The sequence below is a fragment of the Kitasatospora sp. RG8 genome (assembly GCF_017813315.1).
GTDB lineage: Bacteria > Actinomycetota > Actinomycetes > Streptomycetales > Streptomycetaceae > Kitasatospora.
In genome coordinates this window covers 1-22,017 of sequence record NZ_JAGIYX010000010.1, presented here as the reverse complement: position 1 = coordinate 22,017, position 22,017 = coordinate 1, and the positions used below count along the sequence as shown (strand labels likewise).

The 22,017-nt window shown below is 73.1% G+C and carries 19 protein-coding genes and 1 riboswitch; of the genes, 7 read left to right on the top strand and 12 right to left on the bottom strand.

All coding sequences use genetic code 11. The features are described from left to right. Nucleotides 1–73: 73 nt before the first annotated feature. Complete coding sequence (locus tag J5Y04_RS17150) at nucleotides 74–4,018, bottom strand: HEAT repeat domain-containing protein (protein ID WP_209412908.1); 3,945 nt, start codon at nucleotides 4,016–4,018, stop codon at nucleotides 74–76. Nucleotides 4,019–4,150: 132 nt separating this feature from the next. Here J5Y04_RS17150 and J5Y04_RS17145 point away from each other — a divergent pair, with 132 nt between their 5' ends. Both J5Y04_RS17145 and J5Y04_RS17140 read left to right on the top strand, forming a co-directional pair. Further along, on the top strand, nucleotides 4,151–4,705 hold the full coding sequence (locus J5Y04_RS17145; RefSeq protein ID WP_209412907.1) for a hypothetical protein: 555 nt from the start codon (nucleotides 4,151–4,153) through the stop codon (nucleotides 4,703–4,705). 182 nt (nucleotides 4,706–4,887) lie between these two features. After that, on the top strand, nucleotides 4,888–6,939 hold the full coding sequence (locus J5Y04_RS17140) for an ATP-binding domain-containing protein (protein ID WP_307853158.1): 2,052 nt from the start codon (nucleotides 4,888–4,890) through the stop codon (nucleotides 6,937–6,939). A 118-nt stretch (nucleotides 6,940–7,057) separates the two neighbouring features. Here the strand turns inward: J5Y04_RS17140 and J5Y04_RS17135 are convergent, their stop codons facing one another. The 3 genes from J5Y04_RS17135 to J5Y04_RS17125 all read right to left on the bottom strand — a co-directional run bounded on the left by J5Y04_RS17135 (nucleotide 7,058) and on the right by J5Y04_RS17125 (nucleotide 9,173). Continuing rightward, complete coding sequence (locus J5Y04_RS17135; RefSeq protein WP_209412906.1) at nucleotides 7,058–7,744, bottom strand: copper homeostasis protein CutC; 687 nt, start codon at nucleotides 7,742–7,744, stop codon at nucleotides 7,058–7,060. Nucleotides 7,745–7,896: 152 nt separating this feature from the next. Next, on the bottom strand, nucleotides 7,897–8,829 hold the full coding sequence (locus tag J5Y04_RS17130) for a hypothetical protein (protein WP_209412905.1): 933 nt from the start codon (nucleotides 8,827–8,829) through the stop codon (nucleotides 7,897–7,899). Next, a complete protein-coding gene (locus J5Y04_RS17125; RefSeq protein ID WP_209412904.1) occupies nucleotides 8,826–9,173 on the bottom strand; it encodes a PadR family transcriptional regulator in 348 nt (115 codons plus the stop codon). The genes J5Y04_RS17130 and J5Y04_RS17125 overlap by 4 nt, the downstream gene beginning before the upstream one ends. Nucleotides 9,174–9,298: 125 nt before the next feature. Between J5Y04_RS17125 and J5Y04_RS17120 the strand changes: the two genes are divergently transcribed. Beyond that, nucleotides 9,299–9,940, top strand: a complete 642-nt coding sequence (locus J5Y04_RS17120) for a hypothetical protein (protein WP_209412903.1) — start codon at nucleotides 9,299–9,301, stop codon at nucleotides 9,938–9,940. A gap of 89 nt (nucleotides 9,941–10,029) precedes the next feature. On the opposite strand, the gene J5Y04_RS17115 is transcribed toward J5Y04_RS17120, so the two are convergent. The 5 genes from J5Y04_RS17115 to thrC all read right to left on the bottom strand — a co-directional run bounded on the left by J5Y04_RS17115 (nucleotide 10,030) and on the right by thrC (nucleotide 14,840). Continuing rightward, nucleotides 10,030–10,389 (bottom strand): hypothetical protein, encoded by a 360-nt coding sequence (locus J5Y04_RS17115; protein WP_209412902.1) that lies wholly within the window; start codon nucleotides 10,387–10,389, stop codon nucleotides 10,030–10,032. Between the two features lie 125 nt (nucleotides 10,390–10,514). After that, nucleotides 10,515–12,137: a chaperonin GroEL gene (groL, locus tag J5Y04_RS17110; RefSeq protein ID WP_209412901.1), complete on the bottom strand. Its 1,623-nt coding sequence runs from the start codon at nucleotides 12,135–12,137 to the stop codon at nucleotides 10,515–10,517. Nucleotides 12,138–12,461: 324 nt separating this feature from the next. Then, nucleotides 12,462–12,665, bottom strand: a complete 204-nt coding sequence (locus J5Y04_RS17105; RefSeq protein ID WP_030289665.1) for a cold-shock protein — start codon at nucleotides 12,663–12,665, stop codon at nucleotides 12,462–12,464. 573 nt (nucleotides 12,666–13,238) lie between these two features. Further along, nucleotides 13,239–13,517: a ubiquitin-like small modifier protein 1 gene (locus tag J5Y04_RS17100; RefSeq protein WP_148643367.1), complete on the bottom strand. Its 279-nt coding sequence runs from the start codon at nucleotides 13,515–13,517 to the stop codon at nucleotides 13,239–13,241. Between the two features lie 42 nt (nucleotides 13,518–13,559). Beyond that, nucleotides 13,560–14,840 (bottom strand): threonine synthase, encoded by a 1,281-nt coding sequence (gene thrC, locus J5Y04_RS17095; RefSeq protein WP_209412900.1) that lies wholly within the window; start codon nucleotides 14,838–14,840, stop codon nucleotides 13,560–13,562. A 17-nt stretch (nucleotides 14,841–14,857) separates the two neighbouring features. Then, a riboswitch (SAM riboswitch) is annotated at nucleotides 14,858–14,993 on the bottom strand. 161 nt (nucleotides 14,994–15,154) lie between these two features. Here thrC and J5Y04_RS17090 point away from each other — a divergent pair. Continuing rightward, nucleotides 15,155–16,162: a glucosyl-3-phosphoglycerate synthase gene (locus J5Y04_RS17090; protein WP_307853157.1), complete on the top strand. Its 1,008-nt coding sequence runs from the start codon at nucleotides 15,155–15,157 to the stop codon at nucleotides 16,160–16,162. Nucleotides 16,163–16,200: 38 nt separating this feature from the next. Continuing rightward, nucleotides 16,201–17,742 (top strand): trehalose-6-phosphate synthase, encoded by a 1,542-nt coding sequence (locus tag J5Y04_RS17085; protein ID WP_209412898.1) that lies wholly within the window; start codon nucleotides 16,201–16,203, stop codon nucleotides 17,740–17,742. On the opposite strand, the gene otsB is transcribed toward J5Y04_RS17085, so the two are convergent. Then, on the bottom strand, nucleotides 17,726–18,568 hold the full coding sequence (otsB, locus tag J5Y04_RS17080) for a trehalose-phosphatase (RefSeq protein ID WP_209412897.1): 843 nt from the start codon (nucleotides 18,566–18,568) through the stop codon (nucleotides 17,726–17,728). The genes J5Y04_RS17085 and otsB overlap by 17 nt on opposite strands. A 44-nt stretch (nucleotides 18,569–18,612) precedes the next feature. Further along, nucleotides 18,613–18,873 (bottom strand): DUF3263 domain-containing protein, encoded by a 261-nt coding sequence (locus J5Y04_RS17075; protein ID WP_209412896.1) that lies wholly within the window; start codon nucleotides 18,871–18,873, stop codon nucleotides 18,613–18,615. Nucleotides 18,874–18,939: 66 nt separating this feature from the next. Here J5Y04_RS17075 and J5Y04_RS17070 point away from each other — a divergent pair, with 66 nt between their 5' ends. Then, nucleotides 18,940–19,284, top strand: coding sequence for a cupin domain-containing protein (locus J5Y04_RS17070; protein ID WP_148643373.1), 345 nt, complete (start codon nucleotides 18,940–18,942; stop codon nucleotides 19,282–19,284). A gap of 25 nt (nucleotides 19,285–19,309) precedes the next feature. Here the strand turns inward: J5Y04_RS17070 and J5Y04_RS17065 are convergent, their stop codons facing one another. Further along, a complete protein-coding gene (locus J5Y04_RS17065; protein WP_245204951.1) occupies nucleotides 19,310–20,581 on the bottom strand; it encodes an extracellular solute-binding protein in 1,272 nt (423 codons plus the stop codon). Nucleotides 20,582–20,934: 353 nt separating this feature from the next. On the opposite strand from J5Y04_RS17065, the gene J5Y04_RS17060 reads away from it, so the two are divergent. Next, entirely contained in the window at nucleotides 20,935–21,882 is a 948-nt protein-coding gene (locus tag J5Y04_RS17060; RefSeq protein WP_209412895.1) for an ROK family protein, read from the top strand. Nucleotides 21,883–22,017: the final 135 nt, after the last annotated feature.

Here is a 22,017-nt window from a genome sequence, read left to right as displayed (position 1 = left end):
GGACGTGCCCCAGGTCGTCCTCCGGGTGTACGCAGGCCCCTCCCCGTCCCCTAGAGGTCCCCTCCCCCGTCCCCTACCCCTCCCCTACGGGTCGGTAGAAGTGGGAGAGCACGTCCAGGGCGACCCGGGCCGCGATCCCGGCGGCCTGCTCCTGCTTGGTCTCCTTGTCCTCCCGCATGGCCTCGTCCCCGAGGTCGCTGATGCACTTGACGATGCCCGCGTTGACGTAGGCGCCCGCCTTGTCCCCCTCGTACACGGCGTGCAGGACCCCGTGGGCCTCGGTCTCCATGCCGTACACGTCGGTGGACATGGCGAGCATGGCCCGGCGCAGCGGCGCGTCCTCCCAGGCGACCACCTTCTCCCCGCTGGCGTAGTCCTTCACGTGCAGGCGGTGCCCGTCGAGCGCGTCGTCCAGGTCGCCGTCCACGTGGAGGTCCTGCACCAGCCGGAGCAGCTGCTCGTCCGTCCGGTAGGCCTGCTGGCGGTTGCCCGCCCCGTCGGCCTGGAGGCGCTCGGGGTCGTAGTTGTGGACGACCTTCCCGAAGAGGACGTCGTGGAGCCGCACGCCGCGTTCGGCGAAACCGCCGGCGACGCCGACCAGCAGCAGCAGCGAGCAGTCGTAGTCCGCCATCACCGCCTGGGTGAGGGCGGCCGCCGCCTGGCCGCCCTTGTCGGTGGCCTTGGCCGCGACGACCCGGACGGGCCCCTGGCTCCCCGGCAGGGTGAAGGTGCGGTAGTACCTGCTGCCCTTCTGCACCTTCGTCACCGGGATCCCCCGCTGCTTCACCTCGTCCAGCAGTGCACGGAACTCCACCTGGATCGCGGTGAGGACGGCGACGTCGAACTCCCCGGCGGACGGGTCCGCCGGCTCCGCCGCGGCCGGTCCGGGCCGAAAGCCTGCCATGATCTCCTCGGGTCTCTCTCTGAGCCGTTCCATGTCGCCGCGCACGGCCTGGCGCCATTCGTTGAGCCGCGCGTAGGGCACCAGCCGGCGTTCCAGGAACGGGCGGCCCCCGCACTCCGCGGCCGTCTCCTCCAGCACCCGGATGATCCGCCGGGACACGTCCAGGGGCAGCACGGCGAGCGGTGAGAGCACCGCGTTGACGGTGCCGCTCCAGGTGGCCTCGTCGGTCAGCAGCCGGGCCACGGAGGGCAGGAGGTGGTCGGCGAGCTTCTCGTTGTAGCCGTACATCCAGAGCGCGGCCGCCCCCGCGCTGCCCAGCACGCCGTTGTCGGTGTCCCGCTTGCGCTTGTCGCTCCGGGGCTTCTCCGGATCTATCAGGAACCGGATCAGCTCGCTGCTGATGACGTTGGCCTGGGCGAGGCCCCGGACGGCCTCCGTCCGGTTCAGCGGGTCGGAGTCGAGCCGGGCGACCCGGTTGAGCCAGTGCCGGACGTCCTCGTGGGCGGCCTGCCGGGCCAGGAGGTTGACGATCGTCCCGCGGAACTTCCGCGCCGACGACACGTCGGACCCGATGTAGTTGCGGGCGGACTCGGCGAAGGGGATGAGCCAGAGCTGGGGCTCGGTGGCGAGCGCGCCGATCGACCACACGGCGGAGCCGCGGGTGGTGAAGTCCTCGGCCGGGTCCTCGACGACCCTGCGCAGCCCGGGGAGCACCGAGGCGTCCCCGAGCCCGCCCAGCGCGTTGGCGGCGGCGCCCCGGACCCAGGAGTTGGTGTCGGCCTCCATCACGGCGCCCAGCACCGGGGCCGCCGACCCGTCGCCGAGCCGCCCCAGGGCGTGCACGGCGGATCCGCGCACCCCCTCGTCGGGATCGCGCTGCGCCGCCGCGCCGAGCACCGCGACCGCCGACCGGTCCCCCAGCCGCCCCAGCGCGGTGGCCGCGGAGCCGCGCACCACGGGGTCCTCGTCCCCCTCCACCACGGCACGCAGCGCCGGGGCCGTGGACCGGTCCCCGAGGAACCCCAGCGCATTGGCCGCCGAGCCGCGCACCACGGAGTCGGGGTCGCCCTTCAGCGCCGCCTGCAGGGCCGTCACCCCGGAGCGGTCCCCGATCCTCCCCAGCGCGGTGGCCGCCGAGGCGCGCACCACGGGGTCGTCGTCCTTCTCCAGCACCGTCTGCAGGGTCGGCACCGTGGTCCGGTCCCCGAGCTTGCCCAGGGTGTTGGCCGCGGTGCCGCGCACCACCGGGTCCGCGTCACCCGTCACGGTCGCCTTCAGGGCCGGAACCACCGTCGGGTCCCCGATCAGGCCGAGCGCCTTCGCCGCGGCGCCCCGGACGGTCGGCACGGGGTCGGTGATCAGGGCGGCCGCCAGGGGCGCCAGTGCCTCGACGGGGCGGTTGCGGGCCAGCCACAGGGCCGTCCTGCCCCGGTTGGCGGACGACGGGTCGTCCGCCAGGCGCGCCATCCGGGTGGCCACCAGGGCTTCGGAGGGTTCGCCCGCGGCGCCGGCCTCGGCCTGTGCCCGGTGTTGGTCCTTCTCCTGCCGCAGCTTGCGCCGACGCAGCTGCTGGAGGTGTTCCGGCGTCAGCGTCTCGTTCCACAGGGATTCGAGGACGCCGCGCACCATCAGCGGGTCCCGCTCCTTCAGGTCCTCCAGCAGCCCGTAGTCCACCCCCTCCTTCACGACGTGGAAGGGCACCCGTCCGAGCGACGTCGCCAGGTCGTCCCGGTGTCTGCGGTCTCCGCAGAAGTGCTCGCCGAGGGCCCGCCAGATGCTCGCCCGCGACTCGTCGGAGAGCCGGCCGCGGTTGGCGACCAGGACGTCGAGCAGCACGCTGGGCCGCAGGTCCTCCCGGCGGGCCAGCACGGCCTCCGTCGCCCGCCCGGTGTCCTCCTGGAGGCCCAGCCAGTCGCCGACGCACTGGTCGAGGTCGAAGGCGAGCGGCGGCAGGCTGCTGTTCTGCCATCCCAGGGCCAGCCCGAAGTCGACGATCGACTGGTGGAGCAGCCGGTAGGACTGCTCCTGGTGGTGCTCGGTGGTCTCGACCGCCACCATCTGCGTGTTCAGGAACTCCTCGATGAGCCCGTCCAGCCCGGTCCGGTCGTCCCAGACCCGGTCGAGGACGGCCCTGAGGTCGTTGCGCCGGAAGCCGCTCTCGCCCTCCTTGCCCGCCACCACCAGCGCCGCGGCGCAGAGCACGGACTCCAGGTGCAGGCCCTGGCCCCTGAGCCGGTCCGCCGCGGGGTCGGCGTGGTTCCCCGCCGGGTTCCGGTGGACGGTCCGGCGCAGCAGCTCGGCCCGCGAGCGGGGCAGCGGGGCCGAGCGGTCGTCGCCCTCGGTCTGCAGCAGACCCGCCAGCAGCGACAGCAGCAGGGGGTTCCAGATCGCGCCGTCCAGGCCCGCGGCCCGGATCTCCTTCAGGGCAGCGTCGGGTTCGAGCCCGCGCGCCCGCAGGTAGCCGCCGGACTCCCCCTCGGTCAGCGGGGCGATCGTGAGCCGCTTGATCGAGCGCAGCCCCGCCGACCCCAGCCGCTCCGGCTCGGTCCGCGAGGTCGCCAGCACCGGGTAGCGGTGCGAACCGTCCAGCAGGAGGCGGACGAAGCGCATCTCCTTCGGGTTCAGCTCGCGTTCCAGCTCGTTGACGGCGTCGATCAGGAAGACGCCCCTGCGCTGCTTGAACCTCGCCTTCCAGAGGGGCTCGTCGATGTCCGGCGGGCACTGCGCCCTGCCGAAGTCCAGCGGGTCACCGAGGTGTTTGAAGCCGTGGGCCAGGGTGTCCCGGTTGACCTGGACACAGGCCACTTCGTCGGCGAGCAGGTCCATCGCCATGTGGGTGACGAGCGAGCTCTTCCCGCTGCCGGCCACCCCGTCGACCAGGTAGGTCCGTGGCGGGAACCCGGCCAACTGGTCGAGGAGCCACCGGTACGGCCGCTGCGCGACCTCGGTCTGCTCCTCCTGCTCCTCCTGCTCCCCGTCGCCCTCCGGCTCCTCGCCCTCGTACTCCTGCTCCTGCTCCTCGCCGTCGGCCTCCGTGAGGTGGAAGGTCGGCGGGATGTAGCCGGCAACCCGCTTCTTCGCCACCCGCGCACGGTAGGCCGCCCATCCTGACATGGCGTCATGTTAGCCATGCCGCAGGGACTTCCGGGCCGGATCCGCGGCCCCGGCCGGAGGCCTCCCAGCCTGGACCGGCCCACGCCCGGTCGGGCAAGATGGCCGTCCGTCGACGTCACAGGGGGAGGGACAGTGTCGCCTCAGGAGCAGAGCGTCGCCGTACAGGTGCTGCTCGCGGAGTACACGTCCATCAAGGACGAGCAGAAGCAGCGGATCGGGTTCCGGGACAACCTCATCTACGCCACGCTCGCGTCGCTGGCCGCCGTCCTGGCGGCGACCCTGCAGTCCGGCGGGCACCCGGAACGGCTCCTGCTGCTGCCCCCGGTGACCTTCCTGCTCGGCTGGACGTACCTGATCAACGACCACAAGATCTCCTCCATCGGCCGGTACATCCGCGGCGACCTGGCCCCGCGCCTCGCCGCGGTCCTCCCGGGCGACACGACGGTGTTCGGCTGGGAGGCCTCACACCTGAGGGACGAGCGGCGGACCAGCCGCAAGTACCTGCAACTGGCGGCCAACCTGCTGGTGTTCTGCCTCTCCTCGGCCACCGCGATCGTCCTGTTCTGGGCCCACGACGGGAACGCGGGGTGGCAGACCGCCACGTCGGTGGCCGAGTTCGCCGGGCTGGGCGTGCTGGCGTTCCAGGTGGTCAGGTACGCCGACCTGAGGCCGTACGGCACGGGCTGAATGGCACCGGAGCCGCAGGCGGTCTAGGATCGTCCGTCTGCCCCCTCCCGAACTGTGGTACCTGCTGAAGTCCCGCAGGCAGCCGGGGGAGGCGTCGACCGCACGGCAACCGGTCGGCCGTGTCCACCGTGAGCTCCAACGATCCGCTGCGCCCGTCTCCGGGGCAGCCGGGAAGGTTCGCTGTGCCCGCCACCCCCACCACCGACCCCCTCCAGCGCGAACGCGACCACCTGGCCTCCTCCCGGGCCGCGCTGCGCGCCATGCGGGAGGACGTCCAGTCGCTCGACATCAGCGACGTGACCGGCACCTGGGTCACCGCCCTCGTGCTGCAGAACCAGATCGAGGCCAGGATCGCCGCCCTGGCCGACCTCTCGCACACCCCGCTCTTCTTCGGCCGCCTGGACTACCTGCACGCGATCAGCGAGGAGCTCTCCGAGGGCTCCGGCGGGGAGAGCTTCTACATCGGCCGCCGGCACGTCCACGACGCCGACGGCGACCCGATGGTGATCGACTGGCGCGCGCCGGTATCCCAGCCGTTCTACCGCGCCAGCCGGACCGAGCCGATGGACGTCGAACGCCGGCGCCGCTTCGGCTACACCGGCGGCGAGCTCACCGCGTACGAGGACGAGCACCTCTGCGACCCGGCCGAGTCGGACTCCGCCTCGGCCCTGCTCGCCGCCGAGATCGAGAAGCCCCGCGTCGGCCCGATGCGCGACATCGTCGCCACCATCCAGCCCGAGCAGGACGAGATCGTCCGCGCTGACATCACCGGCACCGTCTGCGTCCAGGGCGCACCCGGCACCGGGAAGACCGCCGTCGGCCTGCACCGCGTGGCGTACCTGCTGTACGCGCACCGCGAGCGGCTCGCGCGGACCGGCACCCTGGTGATCGGGCCGAACAACGCCTTCCTCTCCTACATCGAGCAGGTGCTGCCCGCCCTCGGCGAGCTGGACGTGGCGCAGGCCACCGTGCAGCAGCTGGTCGCGCACGTCGAGGTGAAGGGCGAGGACAGCGCCGAGGCGGCCCGGCTGAAGGGCGACGCCCGGATGGCCGAGGTGCTGCGCCGGGCGGTCCGGGCCGGCATCACGCTGCCCACCGAGCCCTGCGTGGTGGTCCGCGGCTCCCGGCGCTGGCGCGTCCCGGCGTACGAACTCGTCGAGATCGTCGAGGAGCTGAAGGGCCGCGAGATCCGCTACGGCGCCGCGCGCGACGCGCTGCCGCAGCGCATCGCGCACGCCGTGCTGCTGAAGATGGAGCAGGGCGGCGAGGCGCCGGACGACCGGGTGCAGGACGCGGTGGCCCGCAACCCCGCGGTCAAGGCGGTGGTCAAGGAGTGCTGGCCGCTGGTCGAGCCGGCCAGGCTGGTGCTGCGGCTGCTCTCCGACCCGGAGTTCCTCGCCGCGTGCGCGGACGGCGTCCTCACCCCCGAGGAGCAGCGGGCCGTGCTCTGGCCCAAGCCCGGCCGCTCCGTGAAGACCGCCCGCTGGACCCAGGCCGACGCCGTCCTGGTGGACGAGACGGCCGACCTGGTCCAGCGCACGCCGTCGCTCGGGCACGTGGTGCTGGACGAGGCGCAGGACCTCTCGCCGATGCAGTACCGCGCGGTCGGCCGCCGCTGCACCACCGGCTCGGCGACCGTCCTCGGCGACCTCGCGCAGGGCACCACCCCGTGGGCGACGGCGAGTTGGGCGGACGCCCTGCACCACCTGGGCAAGCCGGCCGCCCACGTCGAGGAGCTGACCAAGGGCTTCCGCGTCCCCGAGGAGGTCATCGCCTACGCCTCCCGGCTGCTGCCCTCGATCGCCCCCGGCCTCGCCCCGGCGACCTCGGTCCGCGAGGCGCCCGGCTCGCTGACGGTCACCCGCGTCCCGGAGGACGGACTGGAGAAGGCGGTCGTCGAGGCCTGCCACCGGGCGCTGGAGCACGAGGGCTCGACCGGGCTGATCGCCGCGGACGCGCGCATCCCGCTGCTCGCCGAGGCGCTCACCGCGGCCGGCCTGGCGTACCTCTCCCCCGGCACCGAGACCAGTGCGCAGGCCCGGCTGACCCTCGTCCCGGCCTCGCTGGCCAAGGGTCTGGAGTACGACTACGTGGTCCTGGACGAGCCGGCCGCCGTCGTCGCCGGCGAACCGGACGAGCGGACCGGCCTGCGCCGCCTGTACGTGGCCCTCACCCGCGCCGTCTCCGGGCTGGCCGTGCTGCACGCCGAGCCGGTGCCCGGGCAGCTGGACTGAGCGGCCGGACGGGGGCGGCGGGAGCCGGAGCGGAAAGCGGGAGGGGGACCGGCGTCGGCCGGTCCCCCTCCCACCGAGCCGACGGCCGCCGATCGCTCAGCCGTCGGCGCTTCCACGCTCAGCCATCGATCAGGGCACGCCACTCGGCGACCTTGCCGGCGTCCACCGGCGAGCCCCACCCGTCGGCGCGGACCGCCCCGCCGACGTGGAAGGCGTCGAAGCCGGCCGCCCGCAGGCCCGGCAGGTGATCGGCCCGCAGCCCGCCGCCGATCAGGATCCGCTGGCCGTAGCCGGGCTCACCGGCCTTGGCCAGCTCGGCCTCCAGCACCTCGCGGCCCGCGTCCACTCCGCCGGCCGCACCGGAGGTGAGGAAGGTGTCCAGCCCGGGCAGCGCGCCGACGGCCGCGCGGACGGCGCCGCGGTCGGCGCTGTGGTCGACCGCCCGGTGGAAGGTCCAGCGGCAGCCGGCCACCGCCTCGGCGACGGCGCCGGTGGCGGCCAGGTCCACGGCGCCGTCGGCGTCCAGGAAGCCGAAGACGAACTCGTCCGCCCCCTCGGCCCGCAGCGCGGCGGCACGGGCCCGCAGCTCGTCCAGGTCGCCGGGCGCGAAGCCGTCCCGGATGCGCAGCATGACGCGCAGCGGGAGGTTCACCGCGGCACGGATCGCGGCGAAGTCCGCGACCGACGGGGTGAGTCCGTCGGCGGCCATGTCCGTGACCAGTTCGAGCCGGTCGGCGCCGCCCGACTCGGCGGCCTGGGCGTCCTGGGGCGTCAGCGCGATGACTTCGAAAATTGGTCTAGACATATCGGATAGCCTGCCACATCCGGGAGCCCCCGGCGAGCCCCCCGGCGGTCGCTCGGCCGGGAGCCCACGCCGGGGGCCCGCCCCGGTGACCGGTCAGACGATCGGTGCTGTGATCGGCGCGGCCATCGGTGCGGCCATCGGTGCGCGACCGGTCAGGCGAGACCGCGGGCACCGCCGGCCCCGCCCCGGCTCCCGATCATCAGCGGCGCCACCATCAGCACCACCGCCACGGCGGAGATCGGCAGCAGGTACCAGAGGCCGCCGGCCGTCTGCCAGAGCGTGAACATGCTGAAGGTGACGGTCAGCGGCAGCACCGCGAGCCCGATCGCCGCCGGCACCAGCCGGCCGCGCAGCGCCGTCAGCACCAGGAACAGCGGAGGGACCACCAGCGCGACCGAGCGCGGGCCGTTCAGCATGTAGTGGGAGTCGAAGCCGCCCTGGAGGGCGAAGAAGGACCAGCCGCCGACCATCGACGCCGGCACCACGGCGCGCGTGCGCCAGGTCGGCTCGGCCAGCAGCTCGCGCGGCGCCGCGATCACCAGCAGGCCGGCCAGCACGAACGGCATCGCCGAGGAGCCGACCGCCAGGATCCACCACGCGTCGACCCGGTCCACCGCGAAGGCGTCCTTCATGCCGAGCAGCCCGGCGGCCATCACCGCCACCGCGATCACCCGCGCCTCCGCCCAGCGTCCCAGGAACGCGGCGAGGGCCAGCAGCAGCGACGCCACCGGCTGCGCGAAGGCGGCCACCAGCGTGATCACCGACGAGGTGTGCCCGAGCCGCCAGGCGAGCAGGTCCGTGTCGCTGACCCACGGGTACAGCCCGGCCCCCGCGATCGCCCCGGCGATCACCGGCGCGGCCAGCGCCAGCAGCCGCCCGCCGGCGGAGAAGGCGGTCAGCCGGGTGCGCACCCGCAGCCCGTACGCGGCGAGGTCCAGCGCCTCCCGGACGACGGCGGGCGCCCCGGCCTCGGCCGTGGTGTCGGAGAAGACGGCGGCCAGCTCGTCCCCGCGCTCACGGCGGTAGCGTGCCGGGTAGAACCGGAGCGCCGCCTTCACCGCCACCGTCGGCGTGGTCATCGTCATGCGAAGGTCCCCCTGGTCCTCGGGCGAAACACGGAGAGGCGGCGTTCCGCCTCGGTGGCGACGGCGCGCAGCCGCTCCGCCTCGGTGGCCAGGGAGGTCCGGCCGGCGGCGGTCAGCGCGTACGTGCGCCGGGCCCGGCCGTCCACCACCTCCTCGGCCGCGACCTCGATCAGGCCCTGCTGGAGCAGCCGGTCGAGGGCGCCGTAGAGCGTGCCGGTGCGCATCGCGACCCGGCCGCCGGAGATCGCGGAGACCTCCTGGATCAGCGCGTAGCCGTGCCTGGGAGCGTCGGCCAGTGCGGTGAGCAGAAGCAGCGTGGGCTCCTGCATGGAGCGTTCGGTCATGGAACTACATATATCGTCAAACTACCTATAGGTCCAGCGGAAACCCCGCCCGGGACCCGGCGGACTCCTCCCGGGCCGGGACCAGGTGGACCCCCGGCGGACTCCCGGCACGCCCGGCCACCACAATGGCTTCCATGCCGACCGACGACCTGCTCACCGCCTGGACCGCCCTGCTGCACCGCTGCGGCACGGACACCGACCCCGAGCCGGCCGGGCGGGAGCTGCTGCGCCGCTGGACCGAGCCGCAGCGCCGCTACCACACCGCCGACCACCTGCGGGCGGTGCTGGACCAGGTGGACGCGCTGGCGGAGCACGCCGAGTCCGCGGACACCGTCCGCCTCGCCGTCTGGTTCCACGACGCCGTCTACCGCCCCGACCGCTCCGAGAACGAGGAGCGCAGCGCCGCCCTCGCCGTCCTGGCGCTCACCGGGGCGGGCCTGCCGGAGCAGCAGACCGCCGAGGTCGCCCGGCTGGTCCGGCTCACCGTCACCCACCACCCCGAACCGGGCGACCGCGACGGCGAGGTGCTCTGCGACGCGGACCTCGCCGTCCTCGGCGGCTCCCCCGAGGCGTACGCGGCGTACGCGGCCGCCGTCCGCGAGGAGTACGCCTTCGTGCCGGAGCCGGACTTCAGGGCCGGCCGCGCCGCCGTCCTGCGTCAGCTGCTCGCGCTCCCCGCGCTCTACCGCACCCCCACCGCCCACGCGCGCTTCGACGCCCCCGCCCGCGCCAACCTGGCCGCCGAACTCGGCCGCCTCGAAGGCTGAGAGGCCCGGAGGCCGGGCCCCCGGGCGGCCCGCCCGAAGGCCGGCCGCCCAAAGCGGCTGCGCAAGGACCGGGCCGCTCGAAGGCCGCGTCAGGAGAGCCGCCCGACGGGCGCCACGACCGCGCCCTCCTTGCCGCAGACCCAGTGCGGCTCCGGCCCCAGTTCGGGCTCGACGCTGAGCGCGTGCGGGTCCCCCTCGGCCGCGCACGCGGCGCAGAGCGGCCAGCGGCCGTACGCCTCCAACAGCGCGTCCTGGACGTCCTGGGCGACCAGCCCGAGCACGTACTCGGTGCCCTCCGGCCACTGCTCCAGCCACCAGCGGCGGTGGGTCACGGCCGTCTCGACCAGCGACACCACGGCGGCGTCCGCCACGTCCTTCGCGGTCAGGTCGGCCAGGATCAGCGCCCGCGCGTTGTGCAGGGCGGTCTCGATGTCATCAGCGGAAGCCATCCGTCCATTGTCCCAAAGGAGCCGCCCCGATCGGCAGTCCCGCCGGCCCCCGGGGAAACGCCGCACGGGCGGCCCCCCGAAGGGGACCGCCCGTGCGGACGAAGACCAACCGATCCCGGAGGGGATCAGAAGTCCATGTCACCGCCCGGCATGCCGCCGCCGGCGGCCGCGGCGGCCTTCTCCGGCTTGTCGGCGATGACGGCCTCGGTGGTGAGGAAGAGCGCCGCGATGGAGGCGGCGTTCTGCAGCGCGGAACGGGTGACCTTGGCCGGGTCGATGATGCCCTCGGCGATCAGGTCGACGTAGGTGTTGGTGGCCGCGTTCAGGCCGTGACCGGCGGGGAGGTTGCGCACCTTCTCCACCACGACGCCACCCTCGAGGCCGGCGTTGGTCGCGATCTGCTTGATCGGGGCCTCCAGGGCCACGCGGACGATGTTGGCACCGGTGGCCTCGTCGCCCTCCAGCTCCAGCTTGTCGAACGCGACACCGGCCTGCAGCAGGGCGACGCCACCACCGGCGACGATGCCCTCCTCGACGGCGGCCTTGGCGTTGCGGACGGCGTCCTCGATGCGGTGCTTGCGCTCCTTGAGCTCCACCTCGGTGGCCGCACCGGCCTTGATGACGGCCACGCCGCCGGCCAGCTTGGCGAGGCGCTCCTGGAGCTTCTCGCGGTCGTAGTCCGAGTCGCTGTTCTCGATCTCGGCGCGGATCTGGTTCACGCGGCCGGCGACCTGGTCGCTGTCGCCGCCACCGTCGACGATGGTGGTCTCGTCCTTGGTGATGACCACCTTGCGGGCGGTGCCCAGCAGGTCGATGCCGGCGTTCTCCAGCTTGAGGCCGACCTCCTCGGAGATCACGGTGCCACCGGTGAGGATGGCGATGTCGCCGAGCATGGCCTTGCGGCGGTCGCCGAAGCCCGGGGCCTTGACGGCGACGGACTTGAAGGTGCCGCGGATCTTGTTCACGACCAGGGTCGACAGGGCCTCGCCCTCGACGTCCTCGGCGATGATGACGAGCGGCTTGCCGCTCTGCATGACCTTCTCCAGCAGCGGGAGCAGGTCCTTGACCGAGCCGATCTTGGAGTTGGCGATGAGGATGTACGGGTCCTCGAACGTCGCCTCCATGCGCTCCAGGTCGGTGGCGAAGTAGGCGGAGATGTAGCCCTTGTCGAAGCGCATGCCCTCGGTGAGCTCGAGCTCCAGGCCGAAGGTGTTGCTCTCCTCGACGGTGATGACGCCTTCCTTGCCGACCTTGTCCATGGCCTCGGCGATGAGCTCGCCGATCTGGGTGTCGGCGGCCGAGATGGAGGCGGTGGAGGCGATCTGCTCCTTGGTCTCCACGTCCTTGGCCTGGGCCAGCAGCTGGTCCGAGACGGCGGCGACGGCCTTCTCGATACCGCGCTTCAGGGCCATCGGGTTGGCGCCGGCGGCGACGTTGCGCAGACCCTCGCGGACGAGCGCCTGGGCGAGCACGGTGGCGGTGGTGGTGCCGTCACCCGCGACGTCGTCGGTCTTCTTGGCGACCTCCTTGACGAGCTCCGCGCCGATCTTCTCGTACGGGTCCTCGAGCTCGATCTCCTTGGCGATGGAGACACCGTCGTTGGTGATCGTGGGGGCGCCCCACTTCTTCTCCAGCACGACGTTGCGGCCCTTGGGGCCGAGCGTGACCTTCACTGCGTCGGCGAGCTGGTTCATGCCACGCTCAAGGCCGCGGCGAGCTTCCTCATCAAAGGCGATGATCTTGGCCATCAGAAGTGGTCCTCCGGGACACGGTCGACTGCTCGGACCAAGGGGTGCCCGCGACGGACGGCCCTGGTGTGCGGGGGTCCTTTCCCCTACCGCTCCCGGGGGCCTCACCGACCCGGTCCGCTGTCACTCTCACGCTGTGAGTGCTAACGCCAATGATTAGCACTCTCGGTGGTCGAGTGCAAGCCCAACGGGCAACCCGCGAGCCGTACCGGCCACCCGCCGGACACGGCGGCGGGCCCGTACGACGTGTGTCGCACGGGCCCGCCGCGAAGCAAGAGGCGCACCAGCCGATGGGCCGAGCCGAACTCCTGGGTGCCGGAAAGGTCAGACCGCCGCGCGGACCATGTCCGCCTGCGGGCCCTTCTGCCCCTGAGAGATCTCGAACTCGACCCGCTGGCCCTCCTCAAGGGTGCGGTAGCCGTCCATCTGGATCGCGCTGTAGTGGACGAAGACGTCCGCACCACCGTCGACCGCGATGAAGCCGTAGCCCTTCTCCGCGTTGAACCACTTGACGGTGCCCTGAGCCATTCCGAACTCCCCTAGTGCTGTGCTGGCCCTTCACGCGCCCGCAGGTCGCGGGCGCGGGTCTGTTGAGGCCGGCCCGGGGAACCCCCCCTGGGCGCAGCCGTGCACGCCACAATCCCCACCGGGATCACCGGACGGCGTCCGGCGAAGGGGCGATTGCGTCGACCGCGGCTGAATGTATCCGGATCGACGCCCTCTGCAACAGGGTCAGCAGCCGGGAATTCCCCCGGCCCGTCAAGGGACAGGACGGGCCAAAAGGTCAGAAACCCTCGCATTTCGCGCCGGACATAGCGGACGAATTACCCAAATGCCCTCAAGAATTCTGACATCGGCCTGACATGTTTCACGGCCGCGGGCCCTGCGCCGGTCTCAGCGGCCGGACAGACACCGGCGGTACGGGGCGCTACAGGGGCGACGACCGGTGCGAGGGGGAGGGGGAGCCCTCTTCCCGGTCCAGCGACACTCTACTCCGACCGGCCGGGAAACATTCCCGCCGGAATGCGCCGGGAAAAGCGTCGGCCGCCCGCGCGTACGGATTCCCGTACACGCGGACGGCCGGTCCGGCAATGGCGCGGCTCAGCAGCCCCCGGCCACCGCGGGAATGATCGAAACGCTCGCGCCGTCCTTGATCTCGGTGGCCAGGCCCTCCGCGAACCGCACGTCGTCGTCATTGACGTAGACGTTGACGAAACGGCGGAGCTTGCCGGTGTCGTCCAGGACCCGGGCGGCGATCCCGGCGTGGTTCTTCTCCAGGTCGGCGATGACCTCGCCCAGGGTGGCACCCTCGGCGGCCACCTCGGCGGCGCCGCCGGTGTAGGTGCGCAGGATGGTCGGGATGCGGACGTTGGCGCTCATGGGGGTCTCCTTGCGGCGGGGTGACGGCAGGGGTGGAGGGAGTCAGGCGGAGGCGAGGCCGGCGTCGCGGAACGAGGCCAGCGTCGGGCGGATGACGGCGGTCATCCCGGCGTCGGAGACGGCGTCCAGCGTCTTCAGGCCGTCGCCGGTGTTGATCGCGACGGTCTCCTTCGCCGGGTCCAGCTGACCGGTCTCGACCAGCTTCTTCAGCACGCCGACGGTCACCCCGCCCGCGGTCTCGGCGAAGACGCCCTCGGTCCGGGCCAGCAGCTTGATCGCGGCCACCACCTCGGCGTCCGTCACGTCCTCGACGGCGCCGCCGGTGCGGCGGGCGATGTCCAGCACGTACGGGCCGTCGGCCGGGTTGCCGATCGCCAGCGACTTGGCGATGGTGTCCGGCTTGACCGGCCGGATCACGTCGTGGCCGGCCTTGAACGCCGCCGACACCGGCGAGCACCCCTCCGCCTGGGCGCCGAAGATCCGGTACGGCCGGTCCTCGACCAGGCCGAGCCTGATCAGTTCCTGCAGCCCCTTGTCGATCTTGGTCAGCTGCGAGCCCGAGGCGATCGGGATCACGATCTGCTCCGGCAGGCGCCAGCCCAGCTGCTCGCAGATCTCGTACGCCAGCGTCTTGGAGCCCTCGCCGTAGTACGGGCGCAGGTTGACGTTGACGAAGCCCCAGCCCTCGCCGGCCGGGTCGCCGATCAGCTCCGAGCAGAAGCGGTTCACGTCGTCGTAGTTGCCCTCGATGCCGACCAGCTCGCCACCGTAGACACCCGCCATCACGACCTTGCCCTGCTCCAGGTCGTGCGGGATGAACACGCAGGACTTGAAACCGGCCCGGGCGGCCGCGGCGCCCACCGCGCCGGCCAGGTTGCCGGTCGAGGAGCAGGAGAGCGTGGTGAAGCCGAACGCCCGCGCCGCCTCGATCGCACAGGCGACCACGCGGTCCTTGAACGAGTGCGTCGGGTTGCCCGAGTCGTCCTTGATGTGCAGCTGGGCGGTGAACCCGAGCTCGCGGCCCAGGTTGTCCGCCTTCACCAGCGGGGTCCAGCCGGGGTTGAGGTTCGGCTTGCCGGCCACGTCCGCCGGGACGGGCAGCAGCGGTGCGTAACGCCAGATCGACGCGGGACCGGCCTCGATCCGCTTGCGCAGCTCCTCCGCGCCCTCGCTGCCGAAGTCGTAGGCGATCTCCAGCGGCCCGAAGCACTCCAGGCAGGCGAAGCTCGGACCGAGCGGGAAGCGGGTACCGCACTCGCGACAGGACAGGGCGGCGGCGGGGCCGAGGTCAACGGTTGCGGGTGCGACGGTGTCGATAGCCATGATGGCGGAGGCCTCTCTCCTCATCTTCCCCGTGACGCGGACGCGCCACAGGCCGGAATTGGCACCTGTCCCGCCGGGGCCTGTCGACGACAGCCGCGCGAGAAGGTTGCCGGGACGTCAACGGGCCGTTCCCTCAGTCCCTCTGGATGAGCTCTGTGAAGTTGTTGGTCTTGCTCAGCGGCGACCCCGGCGTGCGAAGGTCCGACCGCTGTACGAAGACTGTATCCGAAGGCGCCAACACTGAACGGGACCGTCCGCCACGCGAGATGACGCGTCCCAGCCCGTCCCGTCCGCCCCCTGCCGAGGAGAGACCCGTGCCCGCCGACCCGACCACCGAGCTCCTCCCACAGGCGGCGTCCTGGCTGCGCCGCCGGTCGTGGAGCGCGGCCGACCGTCCGGTGCGCACCCTGCTGGACGCCAAGCAGGCGGCCGGGCGGGCGGGCACCGTCAGCGTCGTCCTCCCCGCCCTGGACGAGGAGGCCACCGTCGGCGACATCGTCCGCACCATCCGCCGCGAGCTGATGGAACGCCTGCCGCTGGTCGACGAACTGGTCGTGGTCGACTCCGGCTCCGCCGACCGCACCGCCGCCGTGGCCGCCGAGGCCGGCGCCCGGGTGGTCCAGCGCGACGAGATCCTCCCGCGGCTGCCCGCCGCCCCCGGCAAGGGCGAGGTGCTCTGGCGCTCGCTGCTGGCCACCAGTGGCGAGATCGTCTGCTTCGTCGACGCCGACCTGCGCGAGTTCGACCCGGCCTTCGTCTCCGGCATCGTCGGCCCGCTGCTCACCGAGCCGGACATCCAGCTGGTCAAGGCCATGTACGACCGCCCGCTCGAAACCGACGGGGCCGTCGTGCCGGCCGGCGGCGGCCGGGTCACCGAGCTGGTCGCCCGCCCGCTGCTCAACCTGCACTGGCCGGAACTGGCCGGTTTCGTCCAGCCCCTGGGCGGCGAGTACGCGGCCCGCCGCTCCCTGCTCGAACGGCTCCCGTTCCCCACCGGCTACGGCGTCGAACTCGGCCTGCTGGTCGACGCCCTGGAGACCGCCGGCCTGGACGCCCTCGCCCAGGTCGACGTCGGCGTCCGCCACCACCGCCACCAGGACGGCCAGGCGCTCGGACGGATGGCCGCCACCATCTACCGGACGGCGCTGGAACGGCTCGACCGCACGCACCGGCTCAAGGCCTCCGCCGACCTGGTGCACCCGCTGCTCACCCAGTTCACCCGCGACCCGCAGACCCGCGCGTTCACCGCCCACACCCACCCGGTCACCGCCCTCGAACGGCCGCCGATGCACACCGTCCCCGAGTACGTGAGCCGCCACTGAGGGGTTTGCGGTCCCGGGCCCCCGGCAACGTAGCAACCATGGGCGATCTCACGACCGAGCGTTCGAGTCAGACCGGCACCGCCCCCGTCCTGGTGGCCTCCAACCGGGGACCGGTGTCGTTCGGCACCGCGGACGACGGCACGCTGACCCTCCGGCGCGGCGGCGGAGGCCTGGTCTCCGGGCTCTCCGCCATCGACGACCCCGACGCCGTCTGGGTCTGCGCGGCCCTCGGCGACGCCGACCGCCGGGCGGCCCGGGAGGCACCGGACGGCCGCCTCGACCGGGCCGGCCACGACGTCGGCGGACAGGCCGTCCGAATGCTGGACATGGACCCCGCGACCTTCGCCCGCGCCTACAACGGCGTGGCCAACTCGACCCTCTGGTTCGTCCACCACCTGCTCTACGCCACCCCGACCGCACCCTCCTTCGACGCCGGGTTCCGCACCGAATGGCAGGCCTACACGGCCTACAACGCCGCCTTCGCCGACGCCCTGGCCGCCGAGGCCGCCCCCGGGGCGGCCGTCCTGGTCCAGGACTACCACCTCTCGCTGACCCCGGCCCTGCTCCGCGCCGCCCGGCCCGACCTGCGGATCGGCCACTTCTCGCACACCCCCTGGGCCCCGCCCGAGTACTTCCGGCTGCTGCCCGACGACGTCGCCGAGGCCGTCCTCACCGGCATCCTCGGCGCCGACCGGGCCGGTTTCCTCACCCGCCGCTGGGCGCTGGCCTTCGCCGACTGCTGCGAGCAGCTCCTCGGCGCCACCGTCGACCGCACCGCGCTCACCGTCACCCTCCGGGGGCGCACCACCCGGCTCGGCGTCCACGCCCTCGGCGCCGACGCCGACTTCCTGCGCGAACGCGCCCACCGCCCCGACGTCGACGAACGCCTCGCCACCCTGCGCGAGGCCGTCGGCGACCGCCGCACCGTCGTCCGGGTCGACCGCACCGAGCTGAGCAAGAACATCGTCCGCGGCTTCCAGGCCTACCGGCACCTCCTGCGGACCCGCCCCGAGTGGCTGGACCGCGTCGTCCACATCGCCTTCGCGTACCCGTCCCGGACCGACCTCGCCGAGTACCGCGACTACACCGCCCAGGTCCAGCAGCTCGCCGCCGAGATCAACGCCGAGTTCGCCACGCCCTCCTGGCAGCCGCTGATCCTGCACGTCGACGACGACTTCCCGCGCTCGCTCGCCGCCTACCGGCTGGCCGACGTCGCCCTGGTCAACCCGATCCGCGACGGCATGAACCTGGTCGCCAAGGAGGTGCCGGTGGTCTCCGACCGGGGCTGCGCCCTCGTCCTGTCCCGCGAGGCCGGCGCGTACGCCGAGCTGGCCGACGACGCCCTGACGGTCAACCCGTACGACGTCATCGCCACCGCGGAGGCCCTGCACAGCGCGCTCACCATGCCCGCCGGGGAGCGCGCCGACCGCACGAAGCGCCTCGCCGCCGCCTCGACAGCGTTGCCGCCACAGCAGTGGTTCCTCGACCAGCTGCACGCCCTGCACGCCCTGGACGCCGGCGGCGACACCGCCGACCCCGGCCCCGGCCCCGGACCCCGCCCGGTCAACGAGGCCGGCTGAGCTCCGCCCCCAGCCGCTCCAGCAGCTCCACCACGCCGGCCGGGCCCCCGACCACCAGGTCGGCCCGGTCGGCGAGCTCCCTCACCGGCGCGTCCCCCACCGCGCCGCTGCACACCAGCAGCCCGGCGACGCCCTCCCCGCGCAGCTTCTCCACCGCCGCGAAGGCCGCCACGTCGCCCAGGTCGTCCCCCGCGTAGAGCACCGACCGCGCGCCCCGCTCCCGCAGGAACCCGCTCAGCGCGGCGCCCTTGTCGACCCCCGGCGGCCGCAGCTCCAGCACCAGCCGGCCGGGCTCCACCATCAGCCCGTGCTCCGCGGCCAGCGCCTCCACCGGCGGGCGCAGCAGCTCCATCGTCTCCTCCGGCGCCGCCGTCCGCCGCATGTGCACCGCGAGCGAGCGCCCCTTGTCCTCCACCCACGTCCCGGCCGGCGCTCCGGCCCCCGCCAGCACCTCGTCCAGCACGGCCCGTACCGCGGCCACCCCGGGGTGCACCGGGGGCGCCGTCACCACGCCGTCCTCCCAGCGCTCGGCCCCGTAGTGCCCCAGCACCACCACGCCGTCGATGCCGTCGAACCCCCCGTACTCGACGGCCAGCCCGGCGGGCCTGCCGGTGACCACCACCGTCGCCCCCACCCGCGGCGTCAGCGCGCGCAGCGCCCCCGCCACCCCGGGGTGCGCCCGCGCCCGGCCGGGGTCGGCCACGATCGGTGCCAGCGTCCCGTCGAAGTCCAGCGCCACCACGGCGTCCCGCGGCGAGGCGAGGACCGCCTCCAGCCCCTGGCGTCCGGCGTCCGTCCTCAGCTGCAAACTCTCCTCAAGCCCCATGCCGGGACCCATACCCACCCGCGCCCGCGGAAGCACCCGCCGGGCTACCGGGCCCCCCGGCGGGCCTCCCGGACCCGCCTCAGCCGGTTCACCAGCACCGGCGCGTGGGCCAGTGCCTCCGGCCGGTCCAGCAAGGCGTTCAGCAGCTGGTAGTACCGCGTGCTGGAGAGCCCCAGCTCCTCCCGGACGGCCCGTTCCTTGGCCCCCGCCGTACGCCACTGGCGCCCTTCGAGCTCCAGCACCGCCACGTCCCGCTCGCTCAGCTCGCCCACGCTCCACCTCCGCCCACCACTACGGAGTGTCATTCTGCCCCGCACACCCGACACACTCTGAGCCCCGCACGACGCCCGCTCCCCGATTAGCGTCGGTCCATGACCGAAAGCTTCGCGCTGCACATCCCCACCGCCGACCTCGACCCCGACCCGCTGGACCCGGCCCAGATCGTCTCCGGCTCCCCCGAGGTGTCCGGCCGGGTGCTCTCAGAGTCCCCCGACGGCCGCCAGCTCCGCGGCATCTGGCAGATCACCCCGGGCGTCGTCACCGACGTCGAGGCGGACGAGCTGTTCGTGGTGCTGAGCGGCCGGGCCACCATCGAGATCGACGGCGGCCCGACCCTGCACGTCGGCCCGGGCGACTGCGCGGTCCTGCGCGCCGGGGACCGCACCACCTGGACGGTCCACGAGACCCTGCGCAAGGCCTACGCGATCAGCCTCTGACGCAACGCCCGCGGCGGCCCCGGGTTCACTTGCGGACCCGGGCCGCCTCCTTCACCGCGGCGTCCTGCAGCCCCTCCAGCACCTGCTTGGCGTCCCCGGTCACCGCACCGCCGATCCCGGCCTTGATCCGGTTGCTGACCTCGACCCAGGCCGGGTCCCCGAACGGGTAGAAGCTGGCGTTGGTCAGCCCGGCCGCGAACTGCTTCAGGTCCTCGTGCCTGCCGTCCCCGGTCATCTCCGTGAAGGCGTCCTGGGTGACCGGCAGCAGGTTGTACGCCTCGTCAAACTTGAGCTGGTTGTCCTTCGCGTACACGAAGCTCAGGAACTTGCGGATCTCGTTCCTGTGGCCGTTGGCCTTGAACGCCATCATCCAGTCGGCCACGCCGAGGCTGCCGGCCTTCGCCAGGCCGTCCTTCCTGGGGATCGGCGCCGTCCCGAAGTCGACCTTCGCGTTGGCGGCCATCCGCAGCAGCGTCGGGTGCCCGTTCAGCATCGCGACCTTGCCCGCCGTGAAGTCGGTGAACACCGGCGTCCGGTTCATCCTGCCCGGCTCCGGGTACGTCAACCTGGTGTCCACCAGGTTGGTCTTCAGCCAGCCGAAGGTGGCCTGGTTCTGGGTGCTGTCGATGGTGTAGTTGCCGACGTCGTCGGAGAGGCTGCCGCCGCCGCTCAGCGTCCAGAGCATCGACTCGGCCGGCGCCTCCTCCGGCCCGAGCGGCAGCCCGTACGGCACCACGCCCGGCACCTTGGCCTTGATCTTCTCGGCGGCCTGCCGCAGCTCGTTCCAGGTGGCCGGCGGCTGGCTGATCCCGGCCTGCCGGAAGACCGCCTTGTTGTAGAAGAGCACCCGCGAGGAGGAGACGAACGGGATGCCGTACTGGGTGCCGAGCACCTGCCCTGCGTGGCTGAACGACTCCATCATGTTGGCCTGGGTGTCCAGCGAGAGCACGTCCGCGGCCGGGTAGAGCCGGTCCGCGGCGACCTGGTCGGCGAAGCCGCCGGTCTGCACCAGGTCGGGCGACCTGCCGCCGGCCACCAGGTCGGCGACCCGCTTGCCGATGTCGGTCCAGCCGACGACCTCGACGTCGACCTTGATGCCCGGGTTGCCGGACTCGAAGCGGCGCGCGACGTCGTCCCAGTACTGCCTGGAGCTGGTCGCGCTGTCCTCGCCGTAGTCGGCCGCGACCAGCTTGAGGGTGACCGTCTTGTCGTCCTGGCCGCTGCAGCCGGTGAGCAGCAGCGCTCCGGCCAGCGCGGTGCCGAGCAGCCGGGTGGGGGCCTGGGCGCGCCTGTTCAACGCGGGTACCGCCTTCGAGGGTGAAGAAGAGGAAAGCAGCCGGACGGGTGGAATCCGGCAGGAGGGAGCGCCACACTGCCAAAAGCCCTGCAGAGTGGTCCAGACCTCCGGGCCGTACCCGGCGGGTAGTTATCGAAGTGCGGAGGTCGTTGCACGATGCGCAATGGAGCGACGCCGATCCGCCCCGATTCCGCCCGGAACGGGTCCGGGGGCCGGGGGCCGGGGAACCGGCGGCGACGAGCGCAAAATGCCGCACTCCACAAGGTTCTGCGACAAAGCTCACCCACTTTGGACCAGACCAATCCGACAACTGGACTAGACCTCTCCGACCCAGCCAAGGGAAACTGTCCTCCGTGAAGCACGTCATCGCACTCGATGTAGGCGGCACCGGCATGAAGGCCGCGCTGCTCGCCCAGGACGGCTCCGTGCTGTTCGAAGCACGCCGACCGACCGGGCGGGAGCACGGCACGGACGCCGTCGTCGCCGCCATCCTCGACTTCGCCGCCGACCTGGCGGACGAGGGCCGCAGCCGTTTCGGCGTCGCCCCGCTGGCGGCGGGCGTCGCCGTCCCGGGGACGATCGACGAGAAGAACGGCATCGCGGTCTTCTCCGCCAACCTCGGCTGGCGGGACCTGCCGCTGCGCAAGCTGCTGGGCGAGCGCCTGGCCGGCCCGGGCGGTGTCGCGATGCCGGTCGCCCTCGGCCACGACGTGCGCTCGGGCGGCCTCGCCGAGGGCCGCCTCGGCGCCGGCCGGGGGGTCGGACGCTTCCTGTTCATCGCGCTGGGCACCGGCATCGCCGGCGCCATCGGCATCGACGGCCGGATCGAGGCCGGGGCCCACGGCTACGGCGGCGAGATCGGCCACGTCGTGGTCCGGCCGGGCGGCCCGCAGTGCGGCTGCGGCGCCCGGGGCTGCCTGGAGACCCTCGCCTCCGCCTCGGCCGTCTCCCGTGCCTGGGCCGAGGGCAGTGGGGACCCCGACGCCGACGCGGCATCCTGCGCCGTCGCGGTGGACGCCGGGGACCCGCGCGCGATCGCGGTCTGGCAGCACGCGGTGGACGCCCTCGCCGACGGCATCGTGCTCGCCCAGAGCCTGCTCGACCCGTCCACGGTGATCGTCGGCGGTGGCCTGGCCGAGGCCGGCGACACCCTCTTCACACCCCTGCGCGCGGCCGTCGCCGAGCGGCTGACCTTCCAGATGCCCCCCGAGGTCGTACCGGCCATGCTCAAAGACACCGCCGCTTCCCTGGGCGCGGGCCTGCTCGCCTGGGATCTGCTCTCCTTGGAGGTGACCGCGTGACCGCGCGGATTCAATCAGCGGCCTCGCCGCGGGGTACCGCCCTGTCCGGCGCCCGGCTGGTCCTGCCCGGCGGTGTCGTCGACGGCGACCGCCTCTCGGTCGAGGGCACCCGGATCGCCGGCCTCGGCGGCGCCA

Bases quoted from the DNA above. Each gene is read 5' to 3' on its own strand.
- J5Y04_RS17150 (WP_209412908.1), bottom strand. From the start codon at position 4,018: ATGTCAGGATGGGCGGCCTACCGTGCGCGGGTGGCGAAGAAGCGGGTT.
- J5Y04_RS17135 (WP_209412906.1), bottom strand. From the start codon at position 7,744: ATGTCTAGACCAATTTTCGAAGTCATCGCGCTGACGCCCCAGGACGCC.
- J5Y04_RS17130 (WP_209412905.1), bottom strand. From the start codon at position 8,829: ATGACGATGACCACGCCGACGGTGGCGGTGAAGGCGGCGCTCCGGTTC.
- J5Y04_RS17125 (WP_209412904.1), bottom strand. From the start codon at position 9,173: ATGACCGAACGCTCCATGCAGGAGCCCACGCTGCTTCTGCTCACCGCA.
- J5Y04_RS17120 (WP_209412903.1), top strand. From the start codon at position 9,299: ATGGCTTCCATGCCGACCGACGACCTGCTCACCGCCTGGACCGCCCTG.
- J5Y04_RS17115 (WP_209412902.1), bottom strand. From the start codon at position 10,389: ATGGCTTCCGCTGATGACATCGAGACCGCCCTGCACAACGCGCGGGCG.
- groL (WP_209412901.1), bottom strand. From the start codon at position 12,137: ATGGCCAAGATCATCGCCTTTGATGAGGAAGCTCGCCGCGGCCTTGAG.
- J5Y04_RS17105 (WP_030289665.1), bottom strand. From the start codon at position 12,665: ATGGCTCAGGGCACCGTCAAGTGGTTCAACGCGGAGAAGGGCTACGGC.
- J5Y04_RS17100 (WP_148643367.1), bottom strand. From the start codon at position 13,517: ATGAGCGCCAACGTCCGCATCCCGACCATCCTGCGCACCTACACCGGC.
- thrC (WP_209412900.1), bottom strand. From the start codon at position 14,840: ATGGCTATCGACACCGTCGCACCCGCAACCGTTGACCTCGGCCCCGCC.
- J5Y04_RS17085 (WP_209412898.1), top strand. From the start codon at position 16,201: ATGGGCGATCTCACGACCGAGCGTTCGAGTCAGACCGGCACCGCCCCC.
- otsB (WP_209412897.1), bottom strand. From the start codon at position 18,568: ATGGGGCTTGAGGAGAGTTTGCAGCTGAGGACGGACGCCGGACGCCAG.
- J5Y04_RS17075 (WP_209412896.1), bottom strand. From the start codon at position 18,873: ATGACACTCCGTAGTGGTGGGCGGAGGTGGAGCGTGGGCGAGCTGAGC.
- J5Y04_RS17070 (WP_148643373.1), top strand. From the start codon at position 18,940: ATGACCGAAAGCTTCGCGCTGCACATCCCCACCGCCGACCTCGACCCC.